At 60.3% G+C, this 24738-nt stretch carries 25 protein-coding genes and 1 tRNA gene; 15 read left to right on the plus strand and 11 right to left on the minus strand.

The features are described from left to right. Positions 1-118 precede the first annotated feature (118 nt). From PMI07_RS32140 to dapA, 3 genes are all read right to left on the minus strand, one after another. Complete coding sequence (locus PMI07_RS32140; protein WP_037088779.1) at positions 119-1084, minus strand: YbhN family protein; 966 nt, start codon at positions 1082-1084, stop codon at positions 119-121. Between the two features lie 293 nt (positions 1085-1377). Beyond that, complete coding sequence (gene smpB, locus PMI07_RS32145) at positions 1378-1854, minus strand: SsrA-binding protein SmpB (RefSeq protein ID WP_007773998.1); 477 nt, start codon at positions 1852-1854, stop codon at positions 1378-1380. 120 nt (positions 1855-1974) lie between these two features. Beyond that, complete coding sequence (dapA, locus tag PMI07_RS32150) at positions 1975-2859, minus strand: 4-hydroxy-tetrahydrodipicolinate synthase (protein WP_007773996.1); 885 nt, start codon at positions 2857-2859, stop codon at positions 1975-1977. Between the two features lie 275 nt (positions 2860-3134). Between dapA and PMI07_RS32155 the strand changes: the two genes are divergently transcribed. Then, on the plus strand, positions 3135-5210 hold the full coding sequence (locus PMI07_RS32155) for a lytic transglycosylase domain-containing protein (protein ID WP_024164356.1): 2076 nt from the start codon (positions 3135-3137) through the stop codon (positions 5208-5210). 377 nt (positions 5211-5587) lie between these two features. On the opposite strand, the gene PMI07_RS32160 is transcribed toward PMI07_RS32155, so the two are convergent. The 5 genes from PMI07_RS32160 to PMI07_RS32180 all read right to left on the minus strand — a co-directional run bounded on the left by PMI07_RS32160 (position 5588) and on the right by PMI07_RS32180 (position 10639). Further along, positions 5588-6598, minus strand: coding sequence for a porin (locus tag PMI07_RS32160; RefSeq protein WP_007757950.1), 1011 nt, complete (start codon positions 6596-6598; stop codon positions 5588-5590). 308 nt (positions 6599-6906) lie between these two features. Then, on the minus strand, positions 6907-7965 hold the full coding sequence (locus PMI07_RS32165) for a porin (RefSeq protein ID WP_007757952.1): 1059 nt from the start codon (positions 7963-7965) through the stop codon (positions 6907-6909). Positions 7966-8382: 417 nt separating this feature from the next. After that, a tRNA-Ser gene (locus PMI07_RS32170) sits at positions 8383-8472 on the minus strand. 125 nt (positions 8473-8597) lie between these two features. Next, the gene (locus PMI07_RS32175) at positions 8598-9398 is read right to left on the minus strand and encodes an HpcH/HpaI aldolase/citrate lyase family protein (protein ID WP_007757955.1); all 801 of its coding nucleotides are present in this window, start codon (positions 9396-9398) and stop codon (positions 8598-8600) included. Positions 9399-9409: 11 nt separating this feature from the next. Continuing rightward, the gene (locus PMI07_RS32180; protein ID WP_007757957.1) at positions 9410-10639 is read right to left on the minus strand and encodes an FAD/NAD(P)-binding oxidoreductase; all 1230 of its coding nucleotides are present in this window, start codon (positions 10637-10639) and stop codon (positions 9410-9412) included. Positions 10640-10924: 285 nt separating this feature from the next. Here PMI07_RS32180 and PMI07_RS32185 point away from each other — a divergent pair, with 285 nt between their 5' ends. From PMI07_RS32185 to PMI07_RS32195, 3 genes are all read left to right on the plus strand, one after another. Beyond that, positions 10925-11278: a PilZ domain-containing protein gene (locus tag PMI07_RS32185; protein ID WP_007757964.1), complete on the plus strand. Its 354-nt coding sequence runs from the start codon at positions 10925-10927 to the stop codon at positions 11276-11278. 348 nt (positions 11279-11626) lie between these two features. Then, positions 11627-12490 carry a LysR family transcriptional regulator gene (locus PMI07_RS32190; RefSeq protein ID WP_007758907.1) on the plus strand — a complete coding sequence of 288 codons (864 nt, stop codon included), beginning with the start codon at positions 11627-11629 and terminating at the stop codon, positions 12488-12490. 74 nt (positions 12491-12564) lie between these two features. Continuing rightward, positions 12565-13674, plus strand: a complete 1110-nt coding sequence (locus PMI07_RS32195; RefSeq protein WP_007758906.1) for a pyridoxal phosphate-dependent aminotransferase — start codon at positions 12565-12567, stop codon at positions 13672-13674. Positions 13675-13860: 186 nt separating this feature from the next. On the opposite strand, the gene PMI07_RS32200 is transcribed toward PMI07_RS32195, so the two are convergent. After that, positions 13861-14127: a sel1 repeat family protein gene (locus PMI07_RS32200; protein ID WP_007758903.1), complete on the minus strand. Its 267-nt coding sequence runs from the start codon at positions 14125-14127 to the stop codon at positions 13861-13863. 524 nt (positions 14128-14651) lie between these two features. Between PMI07_RS32200 and PMI07_RS32205 the strand changes: the two genes are divergently transcribed. The 9 genes from PMI07_RS32205 (at position 14652) to amn (ending at position 19879) form a co-directional block, all read left to right on the plus strand. Then, positions 14652-14987, plus strand: coding sequence for a DUF2147 domain-containing protein (locus PMI07_RS32205; RefSeq protein ID WP_037088860.1), 336 nt, complete (start codon positions 14652-14654; stop codon positions 14985-14987). Positions 14988-15561: 574 nt separating this feature from the next. Next, positions 15562-15783 (plus strand): hypothetical protein, encoded by a 222-nt coding sequence (locus PMI07_RS32210; RefSeq protein WP_024164357.1) that lies wholly within the window; start codon positions 15562-15564, stop codon positions 15781-15783. Between the two features lie 86 nt (positions 15784-15869). Continuing rightward, positions 15870-16142: a hypothetical protein gene (locus tag PMI07_RS32215; RefSeq protein WP_024164358.1), complete on the plus strand. Its 273-nt coding sequence runs from the start codon at positions 15870-15872 to the stop codon at positions 16140-16142. 87 nt (positions 16143-16229) lie between these two features. Continuing rightward, the gene (locus PMI07_RS32220) at positions 16230-16451 is read left to right on the plus strand and encodes a hypothetical protein (protein WP_024164359.1); all 222 of its coding nucleotides are present in this window, start codon (positions 16230-16232) and stop codon (positions 16449-16451) included. An 87-nt stretch (positions 16452-16538) separates the two neighbouring features. Next, on the plus strand, positions 16539-16766 hold the full coding sequence (locus tag PMI07_RS32225) for a hypothetical protein (protein ID WP_024164360.1): 228 nt from the start codon (positions 16539-16541) through the stop codon (positions 16764-16766). 104 nt (positions 16767-16870) lie between these two features. Next, positions 16871-17158, plus strand: a complete 288-nt coding sequence (locus PMI07_RS32230) for a hypothetical protein (protein WP_007765559.1) — start codon at positions 16871-16873, stop codon at positions 17156-17158. A 452-nt stretch (positions 17159-17610) separates the two neighbouring features. Next, complete coding sequence (locus PMI07_RS32235; RefSeq protein ID WP_007765556.1) at positions 17611-17883, plus strand: hypothetical protein; 273 nt, start codon at positions 17611-17613, stop codon at positions 17881-17883. 248 nt (positions 17884-18131) lie between these two features. Continuing rightward, on the plus strand, positions 18132-18302 hold the full coding sequence (locus PMI07_RS35225) for a hypothetical protein (protein ID WP_007765554.1): 171 nt from the start codon (positions 18132-18134) through the stop codon (positions 18300-18302). A 74-nt stretch (positions 18303-18376) separates the two neighbouring features. Further along, the gene (gene amn, locus PMI07_RS32240; RefSeq protein ID WP_007765548.1) at positions 18377-19879 is read left to right on the plus strand and encodes an AMP nucleosidase; all 1503 of its coding nucleotides are present in this window, start codon (positions 18377-18379) and stop codon (positions 19877-19879) included. 34 nt (positions 19880-19913) lie between these two features. On the opposite strand, the gene PMI07_RS32245 is transcribed toward amn, so the two are convergent. Continuing rightward, positions 19914-21017, minus strand: a complete 1104-nt coding sequence (locus PMI07_RS32245) for an acyltransferase (RefSeq protein WP_007765532.1) — start codon at positions 21015-21017, stop codon at positions 19914-19916. Between the two features lie 153 nt (positions 21018-21170). Then, positions 21171-22124 (minus strand): lysylphosphatidylglycerol synthase transmembrane domain-containing protein, encoded by a 954-nt coding sequence (locus PMI07_RS32250; protein ID WP_037088781.1) that lies wholly within the window; start codon positions 22122-22124, stop codon positions 21171-21173. A gap of 85 nt (positions 22125-22209) precedes the next feature. Between PMI07_RS32250 and PMI07_RS32255 the strand changes: the two genes are divergently transcribed. Further along, complete coding sequence (locus tag PMI07_RS32255) at positions 22210-23229, plus strand: glycosyltransferase family 2 protein (protein ID WP_007765527.1); 1020 nt, start codon at positions 22210-22212, stop codon at positions 23227-23229. After that, a complete protein-coding gene (locus PMI07_RS32260) occupies positions 23213-24712 on the plus strand; it encodes a glycosyltransferase family 39 protein (protein WP_051484299.1) in 1500 nt (499 codons plus the stop codon). Before PMI07_RS32255 ends, PMI07_RS32260 begins: the two co-directional genes overlap by 17 nt. Positions 24713-24738: the final 26 nt, after the last annotated feature.

Here is a 24738-nt window from a genome sequence, read left to right on the forward strand (position 1 = left end):
TTAAAGTCTCACCCTCGGCTGGAAAATTTGGGAGAATGACGGTCGCGCCGCTTGTGATCTCCCCCCTTGAGGGGGAGATGCCCGGCAGGGCAGAGGGGGGTGACGCCACCCACCAATCTTACGCCGATGCCGGGTCGGAGAACTCAAGCGCCGACTGCGACTGCCGCTTCGCCTTCCTGGCGCGAAAAATCGCCTCGACGATCAAGGCCAGCGGCAGACCGATGAAGAACGGGATGAAGAAATAGATCACCCGGAAGGCGACCAGCGAGCCGATCGAGGCCTGGTCGCCCATGACATGGCGGACGGTCGCCTCCAGTACGCCGAGACCGCCCGGCGCGTGGGTGATCAATATCGCCAGGTTGGCGAGTACGAAGGCGGTCGCGGCCTTGAGGTAACTGACATCCGCGGTGGCGGCCATGACCTCGCGCAGGCAGGCGGAGACGAGCGCGAAATTGATCGTGCCGATCACCACCTGGGCAATGGCGATCTTCAGGGTCGGCATTTCGAAGGTCCAGGCCCGGATCTTCAGCGGCGTTCGCACAAAGGCGGCAAGCGCCAGGTAACCGGCCGTTGCGGCAAGACAGGCAAAGCCGATCGAGATGACCACGGCATTGCTTAAACCCAGTACAGAAGCGGCATCTCCGGGATTGATGATCAAAACGATGCCCGACAGCACCGCCATGCCGATGCCGACAGTGACGCCCGACAGCAGCACGATCTTCGCCACATCTTCGGTGCTCATGCCCCAATGGGCATAATAGCGATAACGCAGTGCGCCGCTGCTTAGGCCCGAAAGCCCGACGCTCTGGCCGATCGAGAGCGCAATGAACGAGGCAAGCCCGATCTTCGGATAGGCGAGATCGTTTTTCACATAACGCACACCGGCCCAGTCGAAGCCCGAGAGGCAGACATAGGAACCGAAGGCGAAGAGGAGCGCCATCAGCAGATTGGCGGTCGGGATGGCCCGGAAGGACTCGACGATCTCGGACAGCGTGAAGTCGCGGAACGTATGGTAGAGCAGGTATCCGGCGGCACCGAAGCCGACCACCAGCATGACGTAAGTGAAGATTTTCTTTCGGGTCATTGGCCCCATAGCCCGCTCGCGCTCACAAGATCACACGCAACGGGCGGATGCGGATTTTGTTCCTAAAGCGGGACGCCGCCCATACAGGCGCGAGCCGATATGAAGCTCTTGGAGGAGACGGCCCTCACCTTCGTCATCCTCTGGCTCGACCCGAGGATCCAGTGACGCCGCATCTGCCGCGGCAAGGGCTTTTTTTTCTCGCGAAAGACTTACACGTGGCTGGATCCTCGGGTCGAGCCCGAGGATGACGGAATTTGTGGCACCGCATCGGTCCCCCACTGACTCCGGCGGGATCAGTGCGACTTCAGAAGCCGCGACTTCTGGCGGTTCCAGTCGCGTTCCTTCTCGGTCTCGCGCTTGTCGTGCAGCTTCTTGCCCTTGGCGAGCGCAAGTTCGAGCTTGGCGCGGCCCTTTTCGTTGAAATAGATCTTCAACGGCACCAGCGTCATGCCTTCGCGGTTGATGCCGGCGCGCAACCGGCCGATCTCGCGCTTGGAGAGCAGAAGCTTGCGGCGACGGCGCGGTTCGTGATTGAAGCGGTTGGCCTGCAGGTATTCCGGCAGATGCGAATTGATCAGCCAGATTTCGTTGCCCTCGTCCGAAGCATAGGATTCGGCGATGTTGGCCTTGCCTTCGCGCAAAGACTTGACCTCGGTCCCGGTCAGGACCAGGCCGGCTTCGTAGGTATCCATGATTTCATAGTTGAAGCGGGCCTTGCGGTTCTCCGCGACAATCTTGTTGACCGTGCGCTGGCTGCCTTTGGGGGCCATGGGTGTATTCCGTTCCGCCCTTTATCCGAAAACAAATCCCCGCCCATGGGCAATGAGCGGGGTTGGTTATCTATGTAATGCGGCGGATGCCGAAAGTGAAGCGGTGAGCGCGGATGCGTCTCAGTTCAGCAGGCCGGCATGGCGCAGCGCCGCGTCGATCGCCGCTTCGGTTGCCGGCTCCAGCGTCGAGACCAGCGGAGAGCGGACCGTGCGGTTCATGCCGCGGATCCTGTTGAGGCCGTATTTGGCGCCACAGAGGCCGGGTTCCAGGAAGATCGCCTTGTGCAGCGGCATCAGGCGGTCCTGGTATTCGAGCGCCTTGGCATAATCGCCGGCAAGCGTGGCCGCCTGGAATTCCGCACAGAGGCGCGGCGCGACATTCGCCGTCACCGAGATGCAGCCGACGCCGCCATGGGCGTTGAAGCCGAGCGCTGTCGCATCCTCGCCCGAGAGCTGGACGAAATCCTTGCCGCAGGTGATGCGCTGTTCCGAGACGCGCTCGATCTTGCCGGTCGCATCCTTGACGCCGACGATGTTCCTATGCGCCTTGACGAGCGCGCCCATCGTTTCCGGCGACATGTCGATAACCGAGCGCGGCGGGATGTTATAGATGATGATCGGCAGCTTCGTCGCTTCCGCGATCGCCGAAAAATGCGCGATCAGGCCCTTCTGGGTCGGCTTGTTGTAATAGGGCGTGACCACGAGGATGGCATCGGCACCGGCCTTTTCCGCGTGCACGGCAAGCTCGACGGCTTCGCGCGTATTGTTGGAGCCGGCGCCGGCGATCACGGGTACCCGCTTTTTGGCCACTTCGACACACAGTTCCACGACGCGCCTGTGCTCGTCATGGCTCAGCGTCGGCGATTCACCGGTGGTGCCGACCGGCACCAGGCCGCTGCTGCCTTCGCCGATCTGCCAATCCACATGCGCGGCAAAGGCCTGTTCATCCACCGCACCATCGGTGGTGAACGGGGTAACCAGGGCGGGCATCGATCCCTTGAACATGCAAAACTCCCAATCGGCAGCGTTCATTCTGCTGCCGCAATCCATGACTATGAGAGCATTCAGGACATTTGGACGGGCCGCGACGCAGCCGATCTTTTCCCGAAAGCCTCTCAGGTCGCGCACCATAAAGCGACGGGAAAGCGACGACAAGCGCAAGTGCCAGGGATTTCATATGGAATCTCATATAAGAAACCGCGCATTTTCATAAACGTGGTAAGCTTTCGTTAACGTGGCTGGCGGCTAATAAGGGGACGACTATTTTCGCGAGTTACCGGATGTACAGGCCTGTTCTGATCCTCGCAGCACTGGGGCTCGGCGCTGCGAGCATGCATGCATTTGCCGCATCGCTGCCCGAAAGCATGGCCCCCCTTCCCTATATGAAGCCCGAGAACCCGGTCGCGATCACAATGCCTGCCGCCATGCCGGCGCCCGACGTGACCGGTACGATCCCGCGGACCGGTCCGCTGGTGGTTGCCCCCGAGCTGAAGGCCGGGCTCGACGCGCTTGCTGGCAACGATATCGCCGCAGCCCTTGCCGTCCGCAACAGTCTCTCCGAAGGCTCGCTCGACCGACATATCCTCACCTGGGCGATCGCTACATCCGGCGCGCCGGGCGTGCCGTCAGGCGAGATCGCCGCGGCCCAGACGGAGCTTAGAGGCTGGCCGGGCCTCAGGGGCCTGCGCGCCAATTCCGAACGGGCGCTTTACCGCGAAAACCCGCCGGCCTTGACCGTGCTTGCCGCCTTCGGCTCGACCCGACCGGAAACCACCGAGGGCACGCTCATCCTTGCCCGCGCACTCGTCGCATCGGCCAGACAAGTGGAGGCCACCCGGCCGCTGCGGCAGATCTGGTTCACCGAAACGCTCGACAAGCCGACCGAAGACAAGATCCTCGCTGAATTCTCAGGCCTGCTAACCCCCGCCGATCACAAGGCGCGGATGGATTTCCTGATGTACAAGGGGCGCGCGGCGCAGGCCAAGCGCTTCGGCGATCTCGGCAAGGCGCAATCGCTCTACAAGGCCTGGACCGCCGTCATCAGCAATGCCAAGAACGCCGAGGCGCTGCTGAACGGCGTCGACGGATCGCTCAAGGAAGATCCGGGTTATCTCTTCGCCCGCGTCGAATACCTGCGCCGGCAGGACAAATACCGGGATGCGGCGGACCTGCTTGAAAAGGCGCCTCGCGAGGCGGCCAAGCTGGTCAACACGGCGGAATGGTGGAACGAGCGGCGCATCGTGGCGCGCGGGCTTGCCGACCAGGGCGAATTCAAGCTCGCCTACCGGACCGCAGCCAATTATGTCGCGGCCTCCTCCACCGATATCGTCGATGCGGAATTCCACGCCGGCTGGTATGCGCTGCGGGCGATGCATGAGCCGGCGACTGCCGAGAAACATTTCCGCAAGATCCTGGAGACTTCGAACAAGCCGCTGTCCGCCTCCCGCGCCCTCTACTGGCTCGGCCGCGCCGCGGAAGACGGCGGCCCCGGCAGTGCCAAGGAGTTCTTCGCCAAGGCGGCGCATTTTTCGAGTACGTTCTACGGCCAGCTTGCCGCCGCCCGCCTCGACCTCAAGGCGCTCGACGTCACCTACCCCATGCCGAGCGGAACGGACCGACAGAATTTCGAAAGCCGCGAGGCTGTCCGGGCGATCGCCCGGCTCGAAGATGCCGGCCATGGCAAACGAGCGGCCGTGCTTTATCGCGCGCTGGCGGAAGAGATGACCAGTCCAGGCGAACTTGCAATCCTCGCGGCAAGGGCCGAATCGGAAGACAATCACGCCCTGTCGCTGCAGATCGGCAAGGCCGCCTTCAGCCGCGGCATCGATGTGGCAGCACTCGCCTTCCCGATCGGCGTCATCCCGGCCGGTGCCGATATCGCCGGCTCAGGCAAGGCGCTTGCCTATGCGATCGCGCGCCAGGAAAGCGCCTTCAACCCCGGCGCGGTTTCGCCCGCCAATGCCCGTGGCCTGTTGCAGATCCTGCCCGGCACCGCGCAGGGCGTCGCCAAGCGGCACGGGCTGACCTATGCGGCCGCGCGGCTGACCACGGATGCAGGTTACAACGCCACGCTCGGCGCCCACTATCTCGGCGAACAGATAGACACGTTCGGCGGCTCCTACATCCTCACCTTCATCGCCTACAATGCCGGCCCGAAACGCGTGCCCGAATGGATCACCCGTTACGGCGACCCGCGCGGCAAGTCCCTCGACGAGGTGGTCGACTGGATCGAGCGCATCCCCTTCCCCGAAACCCGCAACTACGTGCAGCGGGTGATGGAGAACTATCAGGTCTACAAGATCAGGCTCGGGCAAAAGGCGGATATCGAGGCGGATTTGAGGTTCGGGCGACAGTAGGCGGAGTTGCCGGTCACGGAGGCATATCGACTTACGTGAGCGGGCCTGATTCGTGCCCCTGCTTTGGTGAACATTGCCTCTTGAGGCCAGCGGGCGCCTTGGACGATTTGCGGAAAATTCGCGCGATCTCAACGTCTTGCGGCGAGAAGCCTGCCATGCGTCGGGGTAGATTGCGGCACGTGTCTGATCAAGCGATCATCACATCCGCCGCAGCCCGATTGCAGCGCTCTTCCACCATTGTGGCACCGGGATTCTCGCAGAAGCGAACAGGGTGCAAATGCACCTGTCACAACAACAAGCATTCGACAATCTTCGGCATAAAACGAAAAAGCCCGGCGCGATAGCCGGGCTCCTCCGATCTGATCCGTTTAACCGGATTAGAAGTCGCGCTGAAGGCGGACGATACCGGCCCAGTCATCAGTCGCATCAGAGTAATTAACAGCAACCTTGCTGGAGAGGCCGTCGGTGATCTTGTAGTTAACGGTCGCGCCAGCCCTCCAGAAGTCGTCGCCGTCGAATTCACCAGCAGCGTCAAGCGAGTTCCAGAAATACTGGAATTCCGGGATGACCTGCAGCTTGTCGGTGACGTCCCAGGCATAGGCGGCCGCGACAGTCCACTCTGCGGAGGCATAATAGGTGTTCGGGTCAGACGACCAGATGGCCGAGAGGTAGAATGTGCCCGGGCCGGCGGCGACAGAGCCGATACCACGGATAGAGCCTTCTTCGGCAGCATTGTCATAGGAACCGAGAAGTTCGATCTTCGCCGGGCCGAGGGCTGCCTGCAGAACAGCTTCGATACCGATGTTCTGGGCATCGCCAGCCGCGCCAATAGCGTTCGAGATCTCGTCGATCTGCAAGCCCGCGGTGAATGCGCTACCCGTGTAGGTGTAGGAAATCGCGGTCAGACGATTAGAACCGAGGTCATCGAGTTCGCCCGGAAGATCGTTGGCATCCCACCAGTTCAGATAGGTACCAGCCTTAAAGCCGCCGAGCGACAGGTAAACTTCGTCGAAATAGAAGGGATCGGTAACTGCCGATGTCGAATCCTGGGAAGCTTCAGCGTGGATCGCAATGAAACCGGTCAGTTCGCCGAGCTCGGTATCGCTCTTCGAGGTAACGGCAAGGCGACCACGTGTCCAAGCATCCCAGTCGCCTTCATTCACGTCGTTGGAATCATTACCGAAATCCACTTGGAAACGAATATAACCGCCGATCTTGAGGCAGGTTTCGGTACCCGGGATGTAGAAATAGCCGGTGCCAAAAGCGTCGCAAACGCGAACATATTCCATCGGCTCCGGCTCGGCTGCGACGATTGCGTCGGCGGCCTTGGCACCCGACACGCCGGCGAGCGCGGCAGCGGAAGCGATGAGAAGGCTCTTGATTTTCATAGATTGACCTCCAAGTCAGCAATAAAGGCAATACAACCTCAATTCAGGTAAATTACATCAATGCTGCGGCGGACAACAAGCGCATTCGCCGGCATGACGGCATCTCGTTGTGCAGTTGCGAAGGCATCGTTTCTTTTTTGCCACAAAACTTCCAAAGCCGCGTACCGCATACCTCTGGTTGTTTACGGAACGTTAGGGATTGTCAGCGGCTGGCCTCCATCTGGCGGTGCGCTGACGCGAATCAATAACGTAAACGCAAGAAGCCCGGCCAATGGCCGGGCTTCCAAACTCAAATCTGAAAAATCAGATCAGAAGGTGCGCTGCAGGCGGACGAAACCAACCCACGTATCATCAATGCCGTCGTGCTCATCCTGGTACTGTACCGAAACCTTGGTAGACAGACCCGAAACGATCGCGTAATCGACAGTCAGACCAGCGCGATAGAAATTGTCGCCTTCGAAGTCGCCAGCACCAGCCGCGCTGTTCCAGTAGTACTGGAAGCCAGGAGTCAGGGTCAGCTTGTCAGTTGCCTTGTAGGCGTACGACACAGCAGTCGTCCACTCAGACTCGGCGTAGTAGATCTGGCCAGCGCCAGTCTCGCCTTCGCCAGAAGACCAAACCACTGCACCCTGAAGCGTGCCCGGGCCGATAGCAGCGCTGCCGAGAAGGCGGATTGCACCGTCTTCAGCTTCGATGTCGTAGGAACCGAGAAGGTCGAGAGCTACCGGACCAAGCTTAGCCGAAACGATGGCTTCGACACCCAGGCCCTGAGCTTCGCCGGAAACACCAACCGCGTTGCTGCGGCTTACTTCATCAAGCTGAACACCAGCCGAGAAAGAAGAGCCGGTATAGGTGTAAGAGATCGAGGCCAGACGGTTGGAGCCGAGCGAATCGGTTTCACCGTTGATGCCCTTATCCCACCAGTTCAGGTAGGTACCAGCCTTGAAGCCGCCGAGCTGCAGGTAAACTTCGTCGAAGTAGAAGGGGTCGGTTACCGCAGAAAGGCTGTCCTGCGAAGCTTCGGCCTGGAAGGCGATGAAGCCGGTCAGGGTACCAAGTTCGGTATCGCTCTTGGAAACAACTTCCAGACGGCCACGGGTCCACGCATCCCAGTCGCCGCCGTTAGCCAAATTGGATGCGAGGCCAGCGGTGGTATCACCGAAATCAACCTGGAAACGGACATAACCGCCGATCTTGAGGCAGGTTTCAGTGCCCGGGATGTAGAAGTAGCCGGTGCCGAAAGCGTCGCAAACGCGAACGTATTCCATGGGCTCCGGTTCTGCAGCTACGATGGCGTCAGCTGCCTGAGCGCCGGATACTGCTGCGAGGGCAGCAGCGGAGCCGAGAAGAAGGCTCTTGATGTTCATTTTTGACCTCCAGTCAAAGTTTCGTATGGGTCTGGGTTCTTTTGGCTGAAGGACAGCGTTCCCTGCCCCATCCCCGTCGATTGCTAGAAGAAGGACGATCCACCGCCTCGCTTCCGGATTTGAAAATACAAGACGGGGAGGGTCATGCAATCTGGAACTTCAACCGGACGCCATTCCGGTACCCGCTTCCCAGAAGTCTGTTGCCGAAAGGACACAAAGCAAGGGACCGCCTTAGGTGGTATTTTACACTTTGTTAAGAAAGGGCTTATCGCGCAGTCACTTAGCGCGGCCGAAACGAGCCTGAAGGACTCGCGGGACAGGACAGGATTCGTGAGTGAGTCCATCGCGCCCGAAAGGCTGTGAAACCGATCAAAAGACAAATCGTATGCAGGATTGGCGGGAGTTTTCGGTCAGGAATGGCGGAGAAGATGGGATTCGAACCCACGATACCCTCTCGGGTATACTCCCTTAGCAGGGGAGCGCCTTCGACCACTCGGCCACCTCTCCGGTCGGGCCTGATTATTGGGAAACGATATCGATGGCAAGGTCTTTTATGGAAATGTCATGCGATTCCACCGGCAAGGACACACGAATCGCAACAACTGATTCCATTCTTCCCACTGGCGCGATTCTCAGTAGCCCGAACGCGGCTTGCCGGTCCCCGTGCCGCGGCCATAGCGGCTGGCCAAGGACTTGAGCGCGCCGGAAAACTCGGTGACGTCGGCGCCGACCGCCACGAAGCTCGCGCCGAGATCGAGATAGTGGCGATTCAAGGATTCGCTGAAGGTGAGGATGCCGGCCGCCTTGCCGGACTTCACGATCGTGCCGATCGCCTTCTCGATCACCTCCTGGACCTCCGGGGCCTCCATGCGCCCGAGATAGCCCATGTCGGCCGAAAGGTCGGCGGGGCCGATGAAGACGCCGTCAACACCATCCACGGCGGCAATGTTCTCCAGGTCGCGAATCGACGCCATGGTCTCAGTCTGGACGATCAGGCAGATCTCGTCGGCGGCGGTCTCGGCATAGTCGGGGATGGCATTGAAGCCGGAGGCGCGGGCGACGGCCGCGCCGACGCCGCGCACGCCGCGCGGGGGATAACGCACCGCGCGAACGAGTTCCTTCGCCTGCTCGGCCGAATCGACCATCGGCACAAGCAATGTGCGGGCGCCGATATCGAGCATCTGCTTGATGACCCAGGTCTCGCCGATCGGCGGGCGGACGACCACTTCAGAGGGCGAGGCGGACAGCGTCTGCAATTGCGCCAGAATGCTGCGGAGGTCGTTCGGCCCGTGCTCGCCGTCGATCACCAGCCAGTCGAAACCGGCATGGCCGGCGATCTCGGCGGTCAGCGCCTCGCCCATGTTCAGCCAGAGGCCGATCTGCGGCAGGCGGGCTTTCAGCGCCGCCTTGAAGTGATTCTTCGGAGACGGCATGGCGTTTCCCTTCAGACGAGGAGCTGTTTCAGGTCGGCGGTGGGATCGGCAAGGACGGCGCGGCTGGGTTCGATGCCGGTGTCGAGCAGCTTCTTGCCGCTGACATAGGCCTTGGCGTCGTTGATCGCGTCGACGGCGATGAACCGCCCCTCGCGGAAATACCAGATCGACAGGCTGCCTTCGCGGGCGCCCTTGCGCACCAGGATCTCGTCATAGCCGAGGTTGAAGCCAGCGATCTGCAGCTTCACGTCGTACTGGTCGGACCAGAACCAGGGTTTTGCGTCATAGGGCGCTGAGCCGCCGGCGAGGACGGCTGCCGCGGCCTCCGCCTGGTCGACGGCGTTCTGTACCGATTCGAGACGGATGCGCTTGCCCTTCCAGGGCAGCATGGCGCAGTCGCCCATGGCGAAGATCGAAGGATCGGAGGTGCGGACGAATTCATCGACGATGACGCCATTGCCGACTTCGAGGCCGCATTGCTGAGCCAGATCGTCGTTCGGCTTCACGCCGATACCGACGATGACGAAATCGACCTCGATCGTGCTGCCGTCGGAAAGCTCGGCCGCGCGCACATGATTCCCTTCCGGGCCGCTTCCTCCGATCAGGCGGTGCAAGCCGGTCTTTTCGCGGATGACCACGCCATGGCTGTCGTGGATGGCGCGCATCACGTCGGCGGTCTCTTTCGCCGCGACCCGCTGGAGGATGCGGTCGGCCATTTCGATCAGGGTCACTTCGAGGCCAAGATGGCGGGCGACGGCCGCCGCTTCGAGACCAATGTAACCGCCGCCTATAATAAGGAGCCGGCGGCCCGGCTTCATTTCGCCGGCGAGAAGGTCGGCGTCGCGCTTGTCGCGCACGGTGAAGACGCCGTCGAGATCGCCGCCGACGCTTGGCGGCAACGTGCGCGGCGTCGAGCCAGTGGTGAGCGCCAGGGTGTCGTATTCGATGACCGCGCCATCCTGCATGCGGACGGATTTTGCCTTGCGGTCGATCTCCTCGACATAGGTGGAGAGCAGAAGCTCGACGTCGTGTTCGGCAAACCAGCTTTCGGGCCGGAAGGTCAGCCGGTCGAATTCCATCTCCCCGAGCAGATATTTCTTGGAGAGCGGCGGGCGCTGGTAAGGGATCACGTCCTCCGAACCGATGATCGTGATCGGTCGCGCATCCTTCAAGGCCCGGAGTTTCGCAGCGAGCGCAAAACCCGCTTGGCCCGCACCTATTATCACCAACCTGCCCGTCACGTCTCACTCCCCACACTGATCATGGTTTTCGTTGAGATAGCACCATTAATCCGATCGAAAGGGGTATCCCCGCGACACCGCTCCGTCAACAACGCGACATCGGCGATTACACGCTTTGAGTTCGCAGCTGTCCCATACGGAAAGTAAAAACCGCCTCGCCAGCGATCAGATGCCGGATTTTTCGGCGATTTTCCGCCTATCCGATCACATTTTATCAATCCGTTTCAGAATGTGTCAGCGGACGAGGAATATAGTCACATCGTACGAATGAAACAGGAGGGTGTCATGCCCTTGAATATGGACCAGGACACCAGAAAAAACGGCCCGCGCGACCAGGCTTTCGAGAAGTTCACGATCGACCGCCCCGGCAAGGTCATCCTTGTCGGTCATCATCTCAGCACCAAAACGAGCTTCCGCTGCCTGATCCGCAGCATCTCGCTGTATGGTGCGGAAATCGAGGTCGGCCCGACCCTGCCGATGCCCAACAACTTCTTCCTCGAAATCCTCGGCATCCAAGACGACATTGGCTGCACGGTGATCCGCCGCGAGGAAGAGAAAGTGACCGTCGGCTTCAACATGCTGATCGATGCTGAATTCCTGCATCACGTGATCCGGCTGAGTTTCGAGACCAGCCACTGACCGGCAGGTCGTGGTGCGGCCGGCGGGCATTCTTCGCCCGCCGCCTCTGGCGGCCGTTCGTCAACCACGACAGAAACGGCACGGCCCAGAGCAGCCCGCGCCATTCGGCGCCCTCCAGGGGATCGGCAAGAGGATCGGTCATCGGATCCCGCCGCCCGCTCCGGCCTGTCTCCGCGTTCAATTGATCCCAAAGTTTCGCCCAGTTGAGAAGCATGGTGGTCACTCCATCTATAACGTGATGCCGTCGAGCTAGTGGTTTGCCGCGCAGGCTTGTAGACGCGCCGGCAAAAGCCGCTTTTCATCCATGAACGATGGGAAGATCACCGGTGAAACGATAGGGTGTCTCACATGACAGATGCGGGCTGGGACGATCTGAAACTGTTCCTGCATGTGGCGAGCGAAGGGGCCTTAAGCGCCGCCGCCACCCGCACCGGCATAAGCGCCCCGACCATCGGGCGGCGGATGCTGGCGCTTGAACGGACGACGGGCCGGACCCTTTTCGTGCGCAGCCAGCAAGGCTACCGGCTGGCACCGGACGGCGAGACGCTGCTCGAACATGTCCGCGCCATGCAGAAGACTGCCGACAGCATCGCCGACTGGAAGGCGCAGGCCTTCGCCATGCCGATCGTTTCGATCGGCACCGATGCCTGGCTTTCCGGTTTCGTCAGCGAACATACGTCCGAGATCAGGGGCAAGGAGGACCTGTTCCGGCTCTGCTGCAAGTCGCTGCACAAGGGCGTGGATTTCACCTATCGCGAGGCGGATGTGGGGATCGTCAACCGAAGGCCGGAATCCGGCAATGTGGCGATCCGCCGGTCGGTCGCCGTCGCACACTCTATATATAGAGCAAGTGGCCTTGCCGAACACGAGACCATGCCGTGGGTCTCGATCGGCACTGAAAGTTCCCATTCGCCGGCCGACAAATGGGTGTTTCAGCATCACGAGGCTCACATCCGCACCTGGACCAATTCACCGGAGCTTCTGCCGAAGCTGATCGTGGCCGGCAACGGGCGCGGCGTGCTGCCCTGCTTCATCGGCGATGAGCTCCCCGGCCTGGTGCGCGAGGGCGGGATCATCTCGGAGCTCACCTACACGATGTGGATCATCGCCAACGACGACGACCGGCATCGCCCGGAAGTGCGCCAGGTGATCGAAAGACTCGATGCGCTTTTCAAAGGGCAAGCGAAAAGATTCGCCGGTCACAAGGCGTAATCGCCTCAAGCAGGCTTGCGTGCCGGTGAATCGATCCTATTGTGTGCCGGTTTTAGCGAACCGGAACTCAATCCATGCCTGCATTCTCGCGCTTCACACCCCTGATCAGCGCCCTTCCCGCCAGCGTCCCCTTCGTCGGCCCCGAAGCCATCGAGCGCAATCGCGGCCTCATGGTGAAGGCGCGCATCGGGGCCAATGAAAACGGTTTCGGACCGGCGCCTTCCGTCATCGAGGCGATCGGTGCTGCGGCAACCAGCACCTGGAAATATGCGGATCCGGAAAATTTCGAGCTCAAGCAGGCGCTCGCGGCGCATCTGGGCTGTCAGGCCGACAATATTGCCGTCGGCGAAGGCATAGACAGCTTGCTCGGGCTGATCGTGCGGATGGTGATCGAGCCCGGCATGCCGGTCGTCACCTCCTTCGGCGCCTATCCGACCTTCAACTTCCATGTGGCGGGCCATGGCGGCCGGCTGGTGACGGTGCCTTATGTCGACGACCGCGAGCATCTCGACGGACTAATGGAAGCCGTCCGCCGCGAAAACGCACCGCTCGTCTATTTCGCCAATCCCGACAATCCGATGGGAAGCTGGTGGGATGCCGACAACATCGTCGCGTTTGCCAGGGCGCTGCCGGAAACCTGCCTGATGATTCTAGACGAGGCCTATTGCGAAACCGGACCGGCCGGCGCGACGCCTGATATCTCCGCCCTGATCGACCGGCCGAACATCATCCGCACCCGCACCTTCTCGAAGGCCTACGGCATGGCCGGCTCGCGGGTCGGTTATGCGATCTCGACGCCCGGCACGGCCGAGGCCTTCGACAAGATCCGCAATCATTTCGGCATGAACCGGATCGGCGTCGCCTCGGCACTCGCGGCGCTGAAAGACCAGGCCTATCTCGGCCAGGTGATCGGGCAGATCAAGGCCTCGCGGGAACGGATCGCCGCGATCGCGCAAAGCAACGGGCTGAAGCCTCTTGCCTCCGCCACCAATTTCGTGGCGATCGATTGCGGTCATGACGGCGCCTATGCGCGTTCGATCGTCGACGGACTGATGGAGCACGGGGTTTTCATCCGCATGCCGGGTGTCGCGCCGCTCAACCGCTGCATTCGCGTGAGCACGGGCCCGGAATCGGACATGGCGCTCTTCGAAGAAGCGCTGCCGAAGGTGCTGAAGGCTCTCTGAAGCAAAAGAAAACGACCGCGCCGGCCTTGTTCCTGCCGGTCGCGGTCTCGATGTCAGGCGTCGCCCCCGTCCGGATCCGACCGCCTTGTCTCCCGATCCCCTTTTGGGTGGATGTTTTTTAGACTGTTCTCCCGCCGGCCCTCTTGCGGGGCCGGTCAATTCGTCGACCACGGCGCTCCTTGGAGCTCAGTGCATGGTCATCCATTCGCGAGCGGCGCGCAGGGCCGCGGCCAACTGCATCTTGCTCATCGTCTGCGCCAGGTCGGCGCGCAGCTCGGCGGCGCGGTCGGAGCCCTTGATAGCGGCGATGTTGAGCCATTTATGAGCGGAAACGAGATCGACGTCGCAACCACGGCCGGTCGCATACATCAGACCCATTTCGCAGAAAGTGTCGGCGCGGGTCTCGCCACCCATGGTGGCCATTCCGGAATTGTTCATTTCAAAGCGTGCCATCGGTTTGATCCCTGTTAAAGCCTGTTGTTCGTCGTCTGCCCTGTTTTTTGCCCTTTCGGGCTCCGTCCGGATCACCGTCTTCAAGCGGCTGTTTCGATCCTTCCGGCCGGCGGTTTTTCCCGCTCGTTTGATGACTTCACTATGGGCCAAACCTTCCAAAAGACGCCTAAAAAGCATGATTAATTCAACGAAAACAAAGTTCAAACGCTTCGTAAACTTGAACTTTTGTTAAACATGGGATGCCTTGCATTTTAAGGAATTTGCGGAGATTTTTACGAAAAATTTAGAAAAGGATTTAAACTGAACGCTAACCACGAATCCGGGTCGCATCGATGAGCCTGTGGAAAACTTGGCCTCACCCGGTACCGGAATTCCGCCATTTCCAGCCAGTCCGATATTTACCTTTACGTGTGGGTAAGATAAATTTCGAGCCAAGTTCGCGCAGAGGGGTGCGAATTGGAGGAAACCGCGCCGCCATTGCTTCAGAAGGCCTGGCGGCGGAAGCAAGGAGGAAAACAATCATGATGCGCAGACTGATGCTTGTTGCCGCACTGGCACTTGCCGCGACTGGAGCCCAGGCCGCCGAGCCGATCGAAGGCAATTGGAAGACCGCCAGCGGCGAGACCGCCGTGATCGGCAAATGCGGCACCGCCTATTGCGTGACGCTGAAGACCGGCAAGCATTCGGGCAAGCAGATCGGCAAGCTCTCCGGCAAGGACGGCGAATATAGCGGCGAGATCACCGACCCGGCAGACGACAAGACCTATAGCGGTTCCGGTTCGGTCAGCGGCAATTCGCTCAAGATGAAGGGCTGCGTCCTTGCCATCCTTTGCAAGTCGCAGACCTGGACGCGCCTCTAGAGCGGAGCCTCCGATATTTCCCTATATAAGGAGTGCAGAGATGGTCGCGCCGGCAAGAGCGCGACCATTTGTCGTTTCGCGACGTCAAGAACTGCCTGAATCTTTTGCTGCGTCGCACCAAGAAAAGGCAATGTGATCACGGAAATGGCATCGGTTTTGACCGCAGAATTCCGCGGAATTTTCGATGTCACAGTTTTGTGAAAAGCTTGCATACCCCTTGCACACGATTTACGCCACACAAAAGCCATAAAAAGGCCTTGATTGGCCGGAATCTGCACGCAAATGGTGCAAATTCTTTCCAACCCGCACATCCATTTGTTTTTGTTTGTTTTTTATCTTACAAAACCGTAACTTAATCGGTTTATTTGTGGCACATCGCAAAAAATTAGCATGCTCAGCACTTTTTACGAGTATTTTTGAAGGTCGATTTCCGTTGTCAACGTTTCGTTGACAGCAGTCGTCGAAATGGGGGGCTTTCGGATCGAACCGATCGGTCCGATATCAGCATCGCAAACAGAAATTCACTCCGGTTCGAACCCAAGACCGAACCGAACATAACCCGAGGATAAAGACAATGACCAAGATCACTTCCGCAATCGCCGCTGCCCTCATCGCTTCGGCTTCCTTCGCTTCCGTCGCCCTCGCTGACGGCGACTACTATGAAGGCGCCTCCAAGGCTTCCGCTACCGTCGATCATGTTCAGACCGGCAGCATTGCCAAGGACCAGAACGCCAATCAGGTCCCGGCTCCGATCAGCCGCGGCGACTACTACGAAGGCGCAAACCGCCCGAACTAATCGCAGCTCATTCAAGACACCGAAACAATCTCCGCAGGCCAGGTCGCAAACTCAAAGCCGCGGAACACTCTGAAAGGACTACCCCAATGACCAAGATCACTTCCGCTATCGCCGCAGCCTTCATCGCTTCGGCTTCGTTCACCTCCGTCGCCCTCGCTGCCGAAGGCGAATATTATGACGGTGCCGTACGGTCCTCCGCTGGCCAGCAGGTTCCTGCCCAGCACCAGAAGGCCCAGGGTTCGCTCAGCTACGGCTACACGGGCTCGGTCTCCAACGCCCAGGGTTCGAACCAGTCGTTCGACGGCACGGTCACCCCGAACCGCGGCGACTATTACGAAGGCGCAGTTCGCCCGAACTAATCGCAGCTCATTCAAGACACCGAAACAATCTCCGCAGGCAAGGTCGCAAACCAAGTGCCGCGGGAACACTCTGAAGGGACTACCACAATGACCAGGATCACTTCCGCAATCGCCGCTGCCCTCATCGCTTCGGCTTCCTTCGCTTCCGTCGCCCTCGCTGACGGCGACTACTATGAAGGCGCCTCCAAGGCTTCCGCTACCGTCGATCATGTTCAGACCGGCAGCATTGCCAAGGACCAGAACGCCAATCAGGTCCCGGCTCCGATCAGCCGCGGCGACTACTACGACGGCGTAAACCGCCCGAACTAATCGCAGCTCATTCAAGACACCGAAACAATCTCCGCAGGCCAGGTCGCAAACCAAGTGCCGCGGGAACACTCTGAAGGGACTACCACAATGACCAGGATCACTTCCGCTATCGCCGCAGCCTTCATCGCTTCGGCTTCGTTCACCTCCGTCGCCCTCGCTGCCGAAGGCGAATACTTTGAAGGTGCCTCCAAGGCTTCCTCTACCGTAGACAACGTCCAGACCGGCAGCATTGCTCGGGATCAACAGACCGCCAACCAGGTCCCGACTTCCGTCGACGACGGCGATTACTACGCAGGCGCAAACCGCCCGAACTAATCGGGCGGCTTGCGAAAGCACGGTTCATCCGAACCACCCAAACAACCGTCTGCAGGCCAGGTCGCAAACTTTGGGCCGTGGACAACACTCTGAGGATTAAGACAATGAGCAAGATCGCTTCCACAATTGCAGCCACCTTGATCGCTTCCGCCTCGTTCGCCGGCGCTGCGATGGCTACCGGCGACTACTACGAAGGCGCTACGCCTCCGTCGGCCGGAATCCAGCATCCTGCCGGTTTCCAGAAGCAGGCCCAGCACCCCGGTGTCAGCTACGGTTATACCGGCTCGATCGCGCATGCCGCTGGCTCCAACAATCAGTCCAGCCAGTACTTCGACGGCACACCGAACCTCGGTCATGGCGACTATTATGAAGGCGCAAACCGCCCGAACTAACCGGCATGATAAGGATCGGCAATCGAACTCCGTTATCGACGGCGGCAGCCCGCATCCAGGACGATCCGATTGCTGAAACAGAAATACCAGCCGCGTGAGCGGCTGGTATTCGCAGTTCATTCAAGACACCAATCAGAAAGACGGGTCGCAATCGTCTTTCCGGTGTACGGTTAACCAGACTCTGAAACCGGTTAACCTCATCAACATTAAGTGAAGCCGTTTTGCGAATCAATCACAAGACTGCGTCTGCGCGAAATTTTCGACAACTTGGGCAGCGATCGGGCAGGACGGTTGAATTTCGATGCCGGGCCTGATGTTTGGATTTTTCCAAATTCGCGTTTCTTACCGGCAATCTTTGGAACGATCCCTGGCCCAGGCGATTTCTATGTTTGCGAGATGACGCGACGTCGTTTCGCACAATAGAACTGAAAAAGAACTGAAAAGGACAGGATATGAAAATCTCTCTGACCTCCACCATTGCCGCTGCCCTCATCGCTTCTGCGGGGTATGCGAGCACTGCCGCTGCCCAGAATTACGATATGACAGTTGCGCCGCAGCGCCAGGGTGATTCACCGAACCTCGACGATACTTCCGTCGATCGCATGTCCACCGGCAGCATCGTTGCTCCGATCACCCCATCGATAAACAATATTGGAGCCGATACGGACATCGACAATTCCCAGGATGATGGCGACTACTATAACGGCGTTTCCCGCCCCCAATAAGCAGTTGCTTCAAGACACCGCCGCCGCATCGGTCGCACGCCAGATGTGGCGGCATCGCTCAGGCCCTCAAACCTTTGCGAACAGGAGCCGGCCCCTCGGGGCCGGCTTTGTTTTTGCGTTGACATGGTCGACGCGGCAGGCATGAAGCCTCAAATTTTAATCATTCTGAACCTCAGATGAAGTTCTCTCTCAGCACACATTCAGCCCTGCGCCTTTATTCTGCCGTCATTGGCTTTGGGGAGAGAACCATGACCGTCCTTGCGCGTCGCCTGACAATCGTAATGCTGATCATGACCATTTTCGCATTCATCTTCAGCGCGCTGGTGGTTGCTCCGGCGCGCAACGATCTGCGCGTGCATCTCGGAACGGCGGTGCCCTGCTATCACCCCGCCACGCCGAACTGCGTCGCAGCACTTTGAAAAGTTCATGTGATCAATCGGTGGGAGTCTTTTCACGTCGTTTGATTGTTATTGAGTTCCCACTATAATAGCGCATGAACACACGAATCTTTTCCCTGACCCCGCTTTCCTTTATCAGCCCGAGCCCGGTTGAGCCGCGCGCCTTCGACAATCCGGTCGAGGCGGTCGATGCTCTGACCGAGCTCTACGAGCGCAACACGAAGTTCCTGATCGACGCGTTCGGGGCGCTTGCCGACGGCGCTGCCGTGACCGGCCGCTACCGCGCCTGCTACCCGCAGGTGAGCATGGAGACGACCTCCTTCGGTCACGCCGACACGCGCCTCTCCTACGGCCACGTGTCGTCGCCGGGCGTCTATACGACGACCATAACCCGGCCAAAACTGTTCCGGCATTACCTCAAGGAACAGCTCGGTCTGTTGATGCGCAATCACAGCGTTCCGGTAACGATCTCCGAATCGACGACGCCGATCCCGCTGCATTTTGCCTTCGGCGAAGGGGCGCATGTGGAAGCATCCGCGACCAGTTCGCTCGCCGACATTTCGCTGCGCGATCTGTTCGACACGCCGGATCTCAACAATACCGACGACCTGATCGCCAATGGCGAATACGACCAGGTGCCCGGCGAGCCGGCGCCGCTTGCACCGTTCACCGCGCAGCGCATCGACTATTCGCTCGCCCGTCTCAGCCACTATACGGCGACCAGCGCGGATCATTTCCAGAACTTCGTGCTGTTCACGAACTATCAGTTCTACATCGACGAATTCGCCGCCTGGGCGCGCGAGATGATGGCCAGGGGCGGCGATGGCTATACAGCTTTCGTGGAACCCGGCAACGCGGTGACGCTTGCCGGCAACGACAAGCCCGAAACGCCGGCCCTTGTCCGCATGCCGCAGATGCCGGCTTATCACCTGAAGAAGAAAGGCCATGCGGGCATTACGCTCGTCAATATCGGCGTCGGACCTTCGAACGCCAAGACGATCACCGACCATATCGCCGTGCTGCGCCCGCATGCCTGGCTGATGGTCGGCCATTGCGCCGGCCTGCGCAACAGCCAGCGGCTCGGCGACTACGTGCTGGCGCATGCCTATGTGCGCGAGGACCACGTGCTCGACGACGACCTGCCGGTGTGGATCCCGATCCCGGCGCTCGCCGAAGTGCAGCAGGCGCTGGAAAGCGCTGTCGAGGAAGTCACCGGCTACCAGGGTTTCGAACTGAAGCGGATCATGCGCACCGGGACGGTGGCGACGATCGACAACCGCAACTGGGAACTGCGCGACCAGCGCGGGCCGGTGAAGCGGCTCTCCCAGTCGCGCGCCATCGCGCTGGACATGGAATCGGCAACGATCGCCGCCAATGGTTTTCGCTTCCGCGTCCCCTATGGAACGCTGCTCTGCGTCTCCGACCGGCCGCTGCACGGCGAGCTGAAACTGCCGGGCATGGCGACGGCGTTCTACCGCACCCAGGTCAGCCAACACCTGCAGATCGGCATCCGCGCCGTGCAGAAGCTCGCGGCCATGCCGATCGAGACGCTGCACTCACGGAAGCTGAGAAGCTTCTACGAGACGGCGTTTCAGTAGAGCGCGGCAGGATCGAGCGTGGACTCTCCCGGCCTCAGGTCCGAATTTCGGAAAGCACCGCGGAAGACGAGAAGCGCCTTGCAATGTTTTTCCCAAAAGTAACAAACCTCTTTTCGAACCCGTAATAGGTCATCGCGGAGACAACCGTCGCGCACAGGCTGACCAGCAGGAACTTCAACGTCGGATTCTGCATCCAGACCCCGCCATACCGCGTCAGCAGATCCAACAGCGGCATGTGCGCCAGATATAGCCCGTAGCTGACGATACCCAGGAACTGGGCCAAACGGTTGCCGAAGACGAGAGTGAACATGCGGCTCTTGGCGGAGCCAAGCAACAAAAGCACTGCTGTAAGCAGAGACGTGAATACCAACTCGTCGAAAAATATCCTTGCAAACACGCGTGGCGCACACACATACGCCACGACCAGCGCCGCCGAGATCAGGAAAGCCAGATTCCCGATCGCATCCGAATGGCGGATATATGTCCGAGCACGGTAGACGGCGATGCCGAGCGCATAGCAAAGCGCATAGGGAAATGGGCTCCACTGAATGGCGAGTGGTGCGTTTGCTCCGATGGACGGAAATAGAACCGGCGCCCTTGCAGAAATCATGTGGGCGATCAGCGAGATAGCGATCAAGGCAGAAAGCTGTTTCGTGCTTCCAGACAATTTCAACATGAGTGGGACGGCCAGATACCAGAAAACCTCGATCGGGATCGACCATTCAACGCCTATAATTGTGCTGGCGATACGAAAATCGAGGAAGCTGAGGAAGGCCAGGTGCATGGCGACATTGTAGGTATCGACCGGCGCGGAAAACTGTTGTTGCCAGTAGAGCGAGGTGGTCCCGAGCAAGATCGATGAACCCAGCCAAAAGTAATAAAGGGGCGCGATTCTCCAGAGCCGCTTGCTCAGATAGCTTCGGTAACTACTCGATGCCTCGTAAGACAACGCGACACTGAAACCCGAAATGACGAAGAAGACGAAGACACCTGCTGCGCCAAAATTGGCGAAGTTTTTTCCAATTTCACCCAATTCCCTAAAGCCGGCGCCGCCGGTGTGAATCATGATGACTGCAAGAGCGGCGAAGGCCCGCATTCCGGTAATAAAACTCGTATCGCCGTATACTTTAGTAAACATAAACATACTCTCCAAATACACGCTTTTCGTGCCGAAAGCTTATGGAGAATACAACCCTCTATTTTTAGGGGCTTTAGGGCTGATATTTTTTTGCTTTAGAAAAGTTGCCGTGAAGCAAAAGCTTCTGGACCGAAAGATACATTTCGGCCCGACTCAACCCCGCTTCGCCATCAGCAATGACAGCGCCGTCCCCGCCAGCGAGGAGACGATCACCAGGAGATGCGTATTGACGGCCGCCTGGCCGAGTTCCTCCAGCGGCAACCCGGCCGTGCCGGCGCCGAACGCGATGGCGCCGGCGGTGATGCCGGCGGGATAGGTGCCGACGCCGGCGGGGGCGTGGACCGGCAGGACGGAGGAGAGCTCGCCGCCGAGCGCGCCGCCGAAGCTTGCGGCGATCGAGAGGTCACCCAAAAGGCCGAGAACCCAGGCAAGCACGGCGATCTTGGTGAACCAGTTGATCAGCGTCGCACCCCAGGCGCGGGCGAAGGCCTTTGCATCGAGCGGCAGGCCGGCTTCGACCTCGTCGAGCAATTTTTTCGCCTTGTTCGGCAGGGCCTTGGCCGCAAGACGGAAGGCGTGTTTGCGCAGCGCAAAGGCAATAGCCGGCAGGATGAGGAAGGCGAGCCAGAGCGCCCAGGCCCAGGGTTTTCCCGTCTGCAGCGCCAGCCCCGTGCCAGCGGCAGCGAGCAGCGCGTGCAGGTCGAAGAGCCGCATGACCAACAGCGCCGCGGTACCGCGGGCGACACCGAGGCCGAATTCGCGCTTCATCAACAGCGGAAAGCTTGCCTCGCCGGTGCGGAAGGGCAGCATGATATTCAACAGGTTATGGACCTGGACGAGCCTCAGCAGCGTGCCGAAACGGCCACCTGTCTCGGCCGGGAAATAGTCGTAGATGCGCCAAGTGCGCAGGACATAGGTGCCGAGCAGCAGTGCCAGCGCGATCGCGGCCGAACCCCAGCCGGCATCGCTCCACAGCGACACGACGCTCTGCCAGCCCCAGACCCCTTGGATGAAGGCGGCATAGACGAGGATGATCGCCACCGTTCCAAGCGTCATTGCGTGGCGAATTATCCACGCCCGGCGACTGGCAACCGGAGAATTCTTCATATAGTAGGGTGCCCCATGTGATATTTCGGGTTTTGCCGCCATCAGGGCGCGCCGTTTCAAGCCCGTGGTTTAGGAGAAACGCAAGGTGCGTACAACAGCAGAGTCGGTGACCAGCCGCATCGAGACGGCCGAGCCGATCGAACTGTCCCTCGTCGTGCCCCTCTTCAACGAAGAAGAAAGCGTGCGCCCGCTGATCGAGCGGATCTGCGCGGCGATGGACGGTTACGCCACGACCTGGGAACTCATTCTGGTCGATGACGGCAGCACCGATGCGACGATCGCCAATGCCCGCGAGGCGCTCAACCGGCCGGGCCTCGACCTCAAGATCGTTGCGCTGCAGCGCAATTTCGGCCAGACGGCCGCCATGCAGGCCGGCATCAACCAGGCGGAAGGCCGGTTGATCGCCACGCTCGACGGCGACCTGCAGAACGACCCCAAGGATATTCCCGGCATGGTCGCCGAGCTGGAACGGCGCGAGCTGGACCTTCTCGTCGGCTGGCGCAAGAACCGCCAGGACGGGTTGCTGCTGCGCAAGATCCCCTCCTTCATCGCCAACCGGCTGATCGGCCGCATCACCGGCGTGCGCCTGCACGACTATGGCTGTTCCCTGAAGATCTATCGCGGCACGGTCATCAGGCAGGTGCAGCTGATGGGCGAGATGCACCGCTTCATCCCGGCCTGGGTGGCTGGCGTGGTGCCGAGCTCGCGGATCGGCGAAATGCCGGTGACCCACCATGCGCGCCAGCACGGGGTTTCGAAATACGGCATTTCCCGCACCTTCCGGGTGATCCTCGACCTGCTGTCGGTGATGTTCTTCATGCGCTTCAAGGCGCGGCCGGGCCATTTCTTCGGTTCGCTCGGCCTCGGGCTCGGGGCGCTGTCGGCGATCATCCTCTTCTACCTGTTCATCGACAAGTTCGTGATGGGCAACGACATCGGCACGCGACCGCTGTTCCTCATCGGCGTCATGCTGTTCCTGTCGGCGGTGCAGATGATCACCACCGGCATCCTCGCCGAAATGATTGCCCGCACCTATTATCGCGACGACAACTCGCTCAGCTACATCGTCAGGGAAGTCTATGAGGGCGATGCGGCGCATCAGTGACGCGCTCGCCCGCCGTCCCGACCTGATCCTTTGGCTGATCGCGGCCTATTATGTGCTGGCGATCATCCTTCGGGTGCTGCGGTCGGAGGCGCTCGAAAGCGACGAGGCGGAACAGCTCTACCAGTCGCAGTTCTTCCTGATGGGCTACGGCCGACAGCCGCCGTTCTATAATTGGCTGCAATATGGCGTCGTGCACTTGACCGGCCCGTCGGTTTTCGCACTCTCGCTGGTCAAGAACCTGCTGCTTTTCCTTACTTGCGCGCTCTATGGGCTCGCGGCGCGGGTCTTGTTGAAGGACCAGAGGCTGGTGGCCATTGCCATGATCGGCGTGATCGCCATGCCGGCGGTCAGCGTCATGGCGCAGCGGGACCTGACGCATGCCCTCGCCACGCTGTTTGCCGTCTCGCTATTCTTCTACGGTTTCCTCAGGACGCTGACGCGGCCGAGCCTCTGGACCTATCTGCTGACCGGTATCGCGGTGGGCTTCGGGCTGATCGCCAAGTACAATTTCGTCATCGTGCCGGTCGCGGCGATCCTCGCCATCCTGCCGGAACCGGAGATGCGCAAGCGCATTCTCGACTGGCGGCTGATCCCGGCGCTTGCCGTCACAGCAGTGATCTGCCTGCCGCACGGGCTCTGGGTGCTCGGGAATTTGAGCGAAGCGACGGCCGGGACGATCAAGGCGATGCGGGAGGATGCCTCCGGCAACCCCCTTCTCGACCGGCTTTCCGGCATCGGCACGCTCTTCGTCGCGATATTGACGGGCGGGCTGCCGGTGCTCGCCTTTTTCCTGATTGCCTTCCGGCGGTCGCTGGTGGATGCGTGGAGGGCGACGAACCAGTGGACGCGGGTGATCGGCCGGACGCTGGTCATCTGCCTGATCGCCGTCGGGCTGATCGGGCTCGGTTTTGGGGCCACAACGATCAGCGAAAAATGGCTGTCGCCCTTCCTGGTTCTGCTGCCGCTCTATCTTTGCCTCAAGTTGGAAGCCGCCAATACGGAGACAAGCCGCAGCATTCCGCGGCTGCTGTTTCCGGTGGCCGTCCTGGCGCTCGGCTTCGTCGTCTATATCGCGCTCGGCAATGTCATCGGCCCGCTATTCGGAAACTACACCAAGGAAAACCTGCCGTCCGGGCCATTCATCGAGCAGGTCGTAGCCGAACATGCCGGCGCAAGGCCGGGTTATGTGATCGCCGCCGATCCCTATCTTGCCGCCAGCGCCCGGCTGGAGCTGCCGCAGGCGCGGGTGCTGCTGCCGAGTTTCGGGCAGACGCCGGTGCTCGCTGAGGCCGAGCGAAACCAGCCGGGGCTGATCGTCTGGCAGGGCAGCGATGACATGCTGGTCGCGCTCAAGCCCTATCTGCAGGCGAACGGGATTGTGGCGGAAGGGCTGGTGCCGGCGACCAGGGCCGTGCCCTATCTCTTCTCAGGCGGGCAGGACAGCGTCGCGTTCGGGTATGCGTGGGTGGAGCCAGGCAGATAGAGATCGGCGGCAGGCTCCCTCTTCCC

Source organism: Rhizobium sp. CF080 (genome assembly GCF_000282095.2).
Taxonomy (GTDB): domain Bacteria; phylum Pseudomonadota; class Alphaproteobacteria; order Rhizobiales; family Rhizobiaceae; genus Neorhizobium.

What these genes read in the sequence shown, in the direction of transcription:
- PMI07_RS32205 (WP_037088860.1), top strand. Translation starts at nt 14,652, where the DNA reads ATGCGCAGACTGATGCTTGTTGCCGCACTGGCACTTGCCGCGACTGGA.
- amn (WP_007765548.1), top strand. Translation starts at nt 18,377, where the DNA reads ATGAACACACGAATCTTTTCCCTGACCCCGCTTTCCTTTATCAGCCCG.
- PMI07_RS32185 (WP_007757964.1), top strand. Translation starts at nt 10,925, where the DNA reads ATGCCCTTGAATATGGACCAGGACACCAGAAAAAACGGCCCGCGCGAC.
- PMI07_RS32215 (WP_024164358.1), top strand. Translation starts at nt 15,870, where the DNA reads ATGACCAAGATCACTTCCGCTATCGCCGCAGCCTTCATCGCTTCGGCT.
- PMI07_RS32245 (WP_007765532.1), bottom strand. Translation starts at nt 21,017, where the DNA reads ATGTTTACTAAAGTATACGGCGATACGAGTTTTATTACCGGAATGCGG.
- PMI07_RS32235 (WP_007765556.1), top strand. Translation starts at nt 17,611, where the DNA reads ATGAAAATCTCTCTGACCTCCACCATTGCCGCTGCCCTCATCGCTTCT.
- PMI07_RS32250 (WP_037088781.1), bottom strand. Translation starts at nt 22,124, where the DNA reads ATGAAGAATTCTCCGGTTGCCAGTCGCCGGGCGTGGATAATTCGCCAC.
- PMI07_RS32160 (WP_007757950.1), bottom strand. Translation starts at nt 6,598, where the DNA reads ATGAAAATCAAGAGCCTTCTCATCGCTTCCGCTGCCGCGCTCGCCGGC.
- PMI07_RS32220 (WP_024164359.1), top strand. Translation starts at nt 16,230, where the DNA reads ATGACCAGGATCACTTCCGCAATCGCCGCTGCCCTCATCGCTTCGGCT.
- PMI07_RS32140 (WP_037088779.1), bottom strand. Translation starts at nt 1,084, where the DNA reads ATGACCCGAAAGAAAATCTTCACTTACGTCATGCTGGTGGTCGGCTTC.
- dapA (WP_007773996.1), bottom strand. Translation starts at nt 2,859, where the DNA reads ATGTTCAAGGGATCGATGCCCGCCCTGGTTACCCCGTTCACCACCGAT.
- PMI07_RS35225 (WP_007765554.1), top strand. Translation starts at nt 18,132, where the DNA reads ATGACCGTCCTTGCGCGTCGCCTGACAATCGTAATGCTGATCATGACC.
- PMI07_RS32165 (WP_007757952.1), bottom strand. Translation starts at nt 7,965, where the DNA reads ATGAACATCAAGAGCCTTCTTCTCGGCTCCGCTGCTGCCCTCGCAGCA.
- PMI07_RS32175 (WP_007757955.1), bottom strand. Translation starts at nt 9,398, where the DNA reads ATGCCGTCTCCGAAGAATCACTTCAAGGCGGCGCTGAAAGCCCGCCTG.
- PMI07_RS32230 (WP_007765559.1), top strand. Translation starts at nt 16,871, where the DNA reads ATGAGCAAGATCGCTTCCACAATTGCAGCCACCTTGATCGCTTCCGCC.
- PMI07_RS32155 (WP_024164356.1), top strand. Translation starts at nt 3,135, where the DNA reads ATGTACAGGCCTGTTCTGATCCTCGCAGCACTGGGGCTCGGCGCTGCG.
- PMI07_RS32195 (WP_007758906.1), top strand. Translation starts at nt 12,565, where the DNA reads ATGCCTGCATTCTCGCGCTTCACACCCCTGATCAGCGCCCTTCCCGCC.
- PMI07_RS32210 (WP_024164357.1), top strand. Translation starts at nt 15,562, where the DNA reads ATGACCAAGATCACTTCCGCAATCGCCGCTGCCCTCATCGCTTCGGCT.
- PMI07_RS32260 (WP_051484299.1), top strand. Translation starts at nt 23,213, where the DNA reads ATGCGGCGCATCAGTGACGCGCTCGCCCGCCGTCCCGACCTGATCCTT.
- PMI07_RS32225 (WP_024164360.1), top strand. Translation starts at nt 16,539, where the DNA reads ATGACCAGGATCACTTCCGCTATCGCCGCAGCCTTCATCGCTTCGGCT.
- PMI07_RS32200 (WP_007758903.1), bottom strand. Translation starts at nt 14,127, where the DNA reads ATGGCACGCTTTGAAATGAACAATTCCGGAATGGCCACCATGGGTGGC.
- PMI07_RS32190 (WP_007758907.1), top strand. Translation starts at nt 11,627, where the DNA reads ATGACAGATGCGGGCTGGGACGATCTGAAACTGTTCCTGCATGTGGCG.
- smpB (WP_007773998.1), bottom strand. Translation starts at nt 1,854, where the DNA reads ATGGCCCCCAAAGGCAGCCAGCGCACGGTCAACAAGATTGTCGCGGAG.